Annotated in this window: 7 protein-coding genes; 4 read left to right on the forward strand and 3 right to left on the reverse strand. The window is 62.5% G+C overall.

Features of this window, described 5'->3' with window-relative positions; genetic code table 11:
- Both DOU50_RS01675 and DOU50_RS01680 read left to right on the forward strand, forming a co-directional pair.
- On the forward strand, positions 1-862 hold an 862-nt coding region (locus tag DOU50_RS01675), incomplete at its 5' end, for an MFS transporter (protein WP_148768624.1).
- A 30-nt stretch (positions 863-892) separates the two neighbouring features.
- Positions 893-1,714 carry an alpha/beta fold hydrolase gene (locus tag DOU50_RS01680; RefSeq protein ID WP_148768625.1) on the forward strand — a complete coding sequence of 274 codons (822 nt, stop codon included), beginning with the start codon at positions 893-895 and terminating at the stop codon, positions 1,712-1,714.
- A gap of 41 nt (positions 1,715-1,755) precedes the next feature.
- On the opposite strand, the gene DOU50_RS01685 is transcribed toward DOU50_RS01680, so the two are convergent.
- Together DOU50_RS01685 and DOU50_RS01690 are read right to left on the reverse strand one after the other, a co-directional pair.
- Positions 1,756-3,150: an MFS transporter gene (locus DOU50_RS01685; RefSeq protein WP_032649974.1), complete on the reverse strand. Its 1,395-nt coding sequence runs from the start codon at positions 3,148-3,150 to the stop codon at positions 1,756-1,758.
- A gap of 50 nt (positions 3,151-3,200) precedes the next feature.
- Positions 3,201-4,289: a cellulase family glycosylhydrolase gene (locus DOU50_RS01690; protein ID WP_148768626.1), complete on the reverse strand. Its 1,089-nt coding sequence runs from the start codon at positions 4,287-4,289 to the stop codon at positions 3,201-3,203.
- 185 nt (positions 4,290-4,474) lie between these two features.
- Between DOU50_RS01690 and DOU50_RS01695 the strand changes: the two genes are divergently transcribed.
- Positions 4,475-5,482 (forward strand): LacI family DNA-binding transcriptional regulator, encoded by a 1,008-nt coding sequence (locus DOU50_RS01695; protein WP_148768627.1) that lies wholly within the window; start codon positions 4,475-4,477, stop codon positions 5,480-5,482.
- On the opposite strand, the gene fosA is transcribed toward DOU50_RS01695, so the two are convergent.
- Positions 5,468-5,893 carry a FosA/FosA2 family fosfomycin resistance glutathione transferase gene (gene fosA, locus DOU50_RS01700; RefSeq protein ID WP_148768628.1) on the reverse strand — a complete coding sequence of 142 codons (426 nt, stop codon included), beginning with the start codon at positions 5,891-5,893 and terminating at the stop codon, positions 5,468-5,470. The two genes, DOU50_RS01695 and fosA, sit on opposite strands and share 15 nt — an antisense overlap.
- Positions 5,894-6,092: 199 nt before the next feature.
- Here fosA and DOU50_RS01705 point away from each other — a divergent pair.
- A partial coding sequence (locus DOU50_RS01705) for a tryptophan--tRNA ligase (RefSeq protein WP_148768629.1) occupies positions 6,093-6,700 on the forward strand: 608 nt, incomplete at its 3' end.

Genomic DNA, 6,700 nt, shown 5'->3' on the forward strand with positions numbered 1-6,700 from the left:
CAGCGCGGGCTGGGCACTGCTGCCGCTGGTGGCGCGCCGCGAACTGGGCCTGGGCCCGGCGGGCTACGGCGTGATGCTGGCGTGCATAGGCCTGGGCGCCATTGCCGGGGCGATCCTGCTGCCGCGCCTGCGCCAGCGGCTGAACGCCGACCGGCTGATGGTGGCCGCGAGCCTGGTCTTTGCCCTCACCATGCTGGCGCTGGCGTTTGTGCGCCACGTCTGGCTGCTCAACCTGTTTGAGTTCTTCACCGGCTTCGCGTGGATTGCGGTGCTCTCGACGCTGAACCTCGGCGCGCAGCGCAGCGCCGCCCGCTGGGTGAAGGCCCGCGCGCTGGCGGTCTACCTGACGGTCTTCTTCGGCTCGATGACCACGGGCAGCGCCATCTGGGGGCAGATTGCCTCCCGGTTCGGCACCCCGACCGCGCTGGTTGTCGCCACGCTGGGGATGGTGCTGGCAAGCGCCACCGTGTTCCGCTGGAAGCTGGAGAAAGACCCGGAATTGAACCTCGACCTGAGCGGCCAGCCGCTGGACGGCGTGGAGATCGACCTGCCGAACGAGCGCGGCCCGGTGCTGGTCTCGCACGAGTACATCATCGACCCGCACAACGCGAAAGCGTTTTTGCAGGCAGTGCACGAGCTGCGCCGGGTGCGACGCCGCGCCGGGGCGATGAGCTGGGCGGTATACGAGGATATCGAGCGCCCCGGCCTGTTTATCGAGACCTTCCTGATGGGCTCGTGGATTGAGCATCTGCGCCAGCAGGAGCGCCACACCATGAATGACCTCCTGCTGCAGAGCCGCGTTCTGGCTTTTCATCAGGGCACAACATCACCGGCAATTCGTTATCTGGTCGCGCCGGTATAACCATAACCATCACCTGCACAGGAACACACTATGGCAACGTTTAAGGCAAAAGACGGCACGCAGATTTACTACAAAGAAGGCGGCGCGGGCAAACCGGTTCTCTTCAGCCACGGCTGGCCGCTGGACGGCGACATGTGGGACAGCCAGCTGAACTACCTGGCCGAGCGCGGCTTCCGCGCCATCGCCTTTGACCGTCGCGGCTTCGGCCGCTCGGATCAGCCGTGGAACGGTTACGACTACGACACCTTTGCGTCCGACATCAACGACCTGATCGCCACCCTGGACCTCCAGGACGTGACGCTGGTGGGCTTCTCCATGGGCGGCGGCGACGTGACCCGCTACATCAACAACTACGGCAGCGCGCGCGTGGCCGGTCTGGCGCTGCTGGGCGCGGTCACGCCAATCTTCGGCAAATCCGACACCTTCCCACTGGGTGTGGATCAGAGCGTGTTCGACGGCATTCGCGACGGACTGCGTAAAGATCGCGCCCAGTTCATCAGCGACTTCGCCACCCCGTTCTACGGCACCAACGCCGGGCAGACCGTTTCCGCCGGTGCCCTGACCCAGACGCTGAACATCGCCCTGCTGGCCTCCCTGAAGGGCACCATCGACTGCGTGACCGCGTTCGGCGAAACCGACTTCCGCCCGGATATGGCGAAAATCGACGTGCCGACGCTGGTGATCCACGGCAGCAACGACCAGATCGTGCCGTTTGAAAGCACCGGCAAGCTGGCGGCAGAGATGATCAAAAACGCCACGCTGAAGGTGTACGACAACGCGCCGCACGGCTTCGCGCTGACCCACCAGGACCAGCTTAACGAAGATCTGCTGGCGTTTGTGAAGTCGCTGTAAGTCTTAAAAAGCGAAGCCTGATGGCGCTTCGCTTATCAGGCCTACAAGGGCTGGTCCTGTAGGCCGGGTAAGGCGCAGCCGCCACCCGGCGCTTTCGCAGACGCGTTGCGCTCCGCCAGCAGCCGACAAATCTCCGCATGCTTCTCCTCGGTAAAGGTAAAGCGCGACATAAAGCCCATGCGGATCAGCGAGCCTATCGCCGGCAGCAGGCAAATCCCGAAGAACAGCCCCGACAGCACGCTCTCACTCTGAATTTGCGCCTGCGGCACGTAGCCGATCATCGTCAGAAACACGCCGATTAGCCCGCCGCCTACCGCCACCGACATCTTGCCGGTGAAGGTCTGCCCGGAGAAGGTGATCGCCGCGCAGCGCTTGTGGGTGTGGTACTCCGCGTACTCGATGGTGTCGGCAATCATCGACGAGGTGAGGATGTTGGTCATCATCACGAACAGCGTGCTCAGGCCAAGCAGAATAAACAGCATCGTCACCTGCTGATAGCCGACAAACCACATCACCACGCGCACCGCCACGTCCAGCCCGCAGAGGATCATAAACAGCTTTCGCTTCTGCATCCGGCGCGTCAGCATCGGGGCGACCAGGCACAGCACCGCCGCGACAATCCCCATCACGCCAATCGCCATCTGCAGGCTGCCGTCGCCCAGGTTGTTGATAAAGAAGTAGATATAGAGACCGCCCGCCACGTTGTGGAACACACAGAAGAAGAACGACAGCAGGACGATAAACAGCGGCTTATTCTGGCGCAGGTTGTGGAAGGTGTCGCGGATGGTCACCTTTTCCGGGCTCGGCGGCACGCGCTCTTTGATCTGCATAAAGCCGTTGAGCATCAGCGGCAGGCCCACCAGCATCATCACCAGCGCCGCCATAAAGTAGCCTTTATCGTTGCTGTACTGGGCGAAATAGGCCGCCAGCTTCGGGAAGAAGATGTTGGCGCAGGCAATCCCGGCGTTCACCCCGAGCATCGCCGCCGTCACCGCGCGGGTGCGCTGCCCGGAGTCGTTGGTCATCACCGACGACATCGACCAGAACGGGATATCGGAGATGGCGTACAGCGTCCCCCACAGGATGTAGGTCACCCCGGCGTAGAGGATTTTGGTGGTCATGTCCGCTTCGATTTTATAGAACGACAGCAGCGTGACGCCGGTGATCAGCAGCGGGGCGATCAGCAAAAAGTGGCGGAACTTGCCGAACCGGCTGTTAATGGTGTCCATGATGCTGGCAAACAGCGGATCGTGAACCGCGTCCCACGCGCGGGCAATCAGGAAGATGGTGCTCGCCGCCAGCGCCGAGATCCCCAGCACGTCGGTGTAAAAATAGTTAATAAACGAACCCACTAAACCAAAGCTAAAACACTGACCTAAACCATAACCAAAATAAGACCACAGCTCGCGAGACGGTATTTTCATTGTCGTTGCCATTGTTATATGCCTGCCTGGTTGCCCGGCGGTGGACCGCCGGGTCGATATTATTAGTCCTGCGCCTGTGGGGCGATCTTGCGCAGCTGCTGCATCAGGGCGATTTCACGGCGTGAGAACGGAATGCCGTTCTCCTCAAACACGTCGTGGAACCAGAGGCGGCAGTAGTCCGTGGACTCCTTCATCACCACCGGCCACGGCAGCCACGTCTGGGTTTTGCCGCGCACCAGCCCCCACTGGTACGGCGCGACCTTCGCCGCGAACATCAGCGGGAGCTGCTCTTCGATGGTGCTGCCCACGTGGCGCGCCAGCCATTCGGTACAGAACATCGGTCGTCCGAGCTGTTGCAGCTGCTGGATAATCGCCGTCATCCGCCCGGTGTGGGTGTAGGCGTGGAAGCTCACCACGTCCGAGAGCGCCAGCGCGGTCTGGTCCAGCGGATGCTGGAAGAACGTCTCGCCCTCCTCTTCCGGCGGCAGGCGCCACGCGCAGACGGTAAGCGGCTGGGTAGGGTCTTCTTCACGCACCCACTGGAATGCGAGCTTCATCAGCGCGTGGGCGCAGGTCTCCAGCTTCGCGTCGTACTGCACCTCCTGCGTGCCGGTCGCGAAAATGCCGCGGTTGCCCGGCTCGTTGTAGAGATCCCAAAGCAGCACGCGCTTATCCTCGCGGAACTGGCGGACAACGTCGCGGATATAGCGCTCAATGTCTGCCCAGCAGTCCGGATCGCACACCTTGTCGCGCCCCGGGCTCGCCGCCGCCTGGCTGTTGTGCTTGCCCGGCACCGGCGGCTTTTGCGGGCCGAGGTACGGCTCGTCGCCGGAGAAGCCGCAGTCGTCCATCAGGGTCAGCATGGTGCTGAACCCGTGGCCGTCGGCAATCGTTAAAAACCGGTCGATGCGCGCCATCAGCCCGTCGCGGTCGTGCTCCCAGACGATAAACGGCAGGTTGATGCGCAGGGTGTTGTAGCCCGCCTCCGCCGCCCAGCCCAGCTCGCGGTCAATCGTCCCGGCGTCGAAGGTCTCCGCCTGCCAGATATCGGTCCAGTTCACCGCCGTCGACGGCAGATAGTTAAACCCGCACAGCCAGCCCTTCTGCTGATACCACGCCTGTGCCTGCTCCCTGCTCCACTGCTCTTTCATTACGCGTCCTCTTACTGATAATATTTAGCTAATAAATATTAGCTGCGGGATAAATGCGCAATTTCCCGCACGAAGAAAAGCGATGCCCCTCACAAAGTTCGCGCTTCGATGAATGAGAAACGTGATCGACGGCGCTAAAGCGTGCGGTTAGGGTATGATGCGAAGTCGCGAAAGGGAGAGGACGGATGAAGCGAAAAACGAAAGTGACGATGAACGATATTGCGCGGGCAGCAGGGGTGTCGCAGGCGACGGTATCGCTGGTGCTTAACCAGTCCCGCAACATCAAGCTCAGCGACGAGACCCGCCAGCGGGTGATTAATGTGGCCACTGAGCTCGGCTACGACCGCCTCCCCGCCGTTCACGCCCCGCGCAACCAGGAGGAGATCGCCCTGCTGGTCAGCTCGCTGCAGAGCTTCGACCCGTTTATCGACGCCATCAGCCAGGCGCGGGAAGCCGCGTGGCGCAACGAGACCCTGCTCACCGTCTACGACTACGGCGACGACATCGAGCTGGCGCTGAACATCATCCGCCAGCTGGAGAAGCGCAACTGCATCGGGATTATTCTCGCGTCTCCGGTCACCACGCTGGTGGACATGACGGCCTTCCAGGACTGCACCCGCATCCCGCTGGTGCTGCTCAACCAGCGCGACCCCGGCTCGCCGCTGCTGCCGTCGTTTATCCCGGACGACTACGCCAATGCCTTCCAGGTGACTAAACACCTCATCGCCTGTGGGGCGACGCGCATCGCCCACATCACCGGCGAGAGCTGGATGGAGGCCTCCCGCCAGCGTCTGGCGGGCTACCAGGCCGCGCTGCAGCAGGCCGGAATCGCGTGCGACGACGGCCTGGTGCGCCAGACCAACTGGCAGTTCAGCGAGTCCTTTACCGCGACGACCTCTCTGCTGGCGCTGGCCGAGCGCCCGGACGCTATCTTCTGCGCCAGCGACTGGCTGGCGATTGGCTGCTATCAGGCGCTGGCGGTGAACGGCGTGCGCATCCCGCAGGACATGCTGCTGGCGGGATACGACGACCAGAAGATTTCCGAGCAGCTCACCCCGCCGCTGACCAGTATCCAGCTGCCCTACAGCGAGCTGGGAAGGCTGGCGGTGGAGTACCTGTGCAATCAGGAAGATGCCGCCACGCACGTGACGCTGGCGGGCAGGCTGAAGGTGCGCGCCTCAAGCCTCGTCTGAGGTAAACACCATCCCCGCATAGGGCTTCTCGCGACACGCCGCCAGCCGCGCGGCGAGGCTGCCCACGTGCAGCTCCAGCTTGTGCCCGTCCGGGTCGAGAAAATAGAACGACGCCCCCTCGCTTTTGTTCTGCTTCCAGACGGTGACGCCCGCCTGCTCAAGCCTTTGCGAAAACGGTTCAAAATCCTCTTCCGCCACGGTAAACGCGTAGTGGGTATAGTCGCTCTCCTGCGGCGGCACATACTGGCGCGCCTCGTCGTACGACAGGCAGACCCACAGATCGCCGCAGGTGAGGTAGGCCCCGGTATTCCAGCGGGCGTGCAGGGTCAGCCCCAGCAGCGCGTGCCAGAAGGTGACGCTTTTTTGCAGGTCGCTGACCGCGAGGGTCAGATGGTTGAGTGATTGCAGCATGACGTGCCCTTTTGTTTTTCGCGCCGGACGTGATACGGTAAAAGCATGAACATAAACCACGCCGTCCTCACCGTAAACCGCTGGTGGCTGCCTTCTTAAAGGCGGCACGGAGTAGTTTTTCCCATTTTCAGATAGCCGCCGAAAGGCGGCTTTCACATTTCTAAGACCCCTTTCGGCATTACAACGTTAAGGAGTCTTTATGAACGCACCCACCATCCTCACCGGCGATCGCCCAACCGGCCCGCTGCACCTCGGCCACTTCGTCGGATCGCTGCGCCAGCGCGTGGCGCTCCAGCACACGCACAGCCAGTTTGTGCTGATTGCCGACCTGCAGGGGCTGACCGACAACGGCAGCAACCCGCAGAAGATCCGCGACAACATTCCCGAAGTGCTGGCCGACTACCTCGCCGCCGGTATCGACCCGAACCTGACCACCGTCTGCCTGCAGTCCGCCCTGCCCGCCCTCGCCGAGCTGACGATGCTGTATATGAACATCGTCACCGTCGCCCGCGTGGAGCGTAACCCGACGGTGAAAAACGAGATTGCGCAGAAGGGCTTCGCCCGCTCGCTGCCGGTCGGGTTTATGGCCTACCCCATCAGCCAGGCGGCGGACATCACCGCGTTTAAGGCCGAGTGCGTGCCCGTCGGCGACGACCAGTTGCCGATGATTGAGCAGACCAACGAGATTGTGCACAAGATGAACAGCCTGCTGCCCGCCCCGGTGCTGCGCCACTGCAAGGCGATGCTGAGCGACACCAGCCGCCTGCCCGGCATCGACGGCAGCGCCAAGATGTCGAAATCGCTGGG

The organism is Enterobacter sp. C6 (assembly GCF_008122455.1).
GTDB lineage: Bacteria > Pseudomonadota > Gammaproteobacteria > Enterobacterales > Enterobacteriaceae > Enterobacter > Enterobacter pseudoroggenkampii.

Excerpts from the sequence above, each read along its gene's own strand:
- DOU50_RS01695 (WP_148768627.1), top strand. The coding sequence starts at position 4,475 with ATGAAGCGAAAAACGAAAGTGACGATGAACGATATTGCGCGGGCAGCA.
- fosA (WP_148768628.1), bottom strand. The coding sequence starts at position 5,893 with ATGCTGCAATCACTCAACCATCTGACCCTCGCGGTCAGCGACCTGCAA.
- DOU50_RS01685 (WP_032649974.1), bottom strand. The coding sequence starts at position 3,150 with ATGGCAACGACAATGAAAATACCGTCTCGCGAGCTGTGGTCTTATTTT.
- DOU50_RS01680 (WP_148768625.1), top strand. The coding sequence starts at position 893 with ATGGCAACGTTTAAGGCAAAAGACGGCACGCAGATTTACTACAAAGAA.
- DOU50_RS01690 (WP_148768626.1), bottom strand. The coding sequence starts at position 4,289 with ATGAAAGAGCAGTGGAGCAGGGAGCAGGCACAGGCGTGGTATCAGCAG.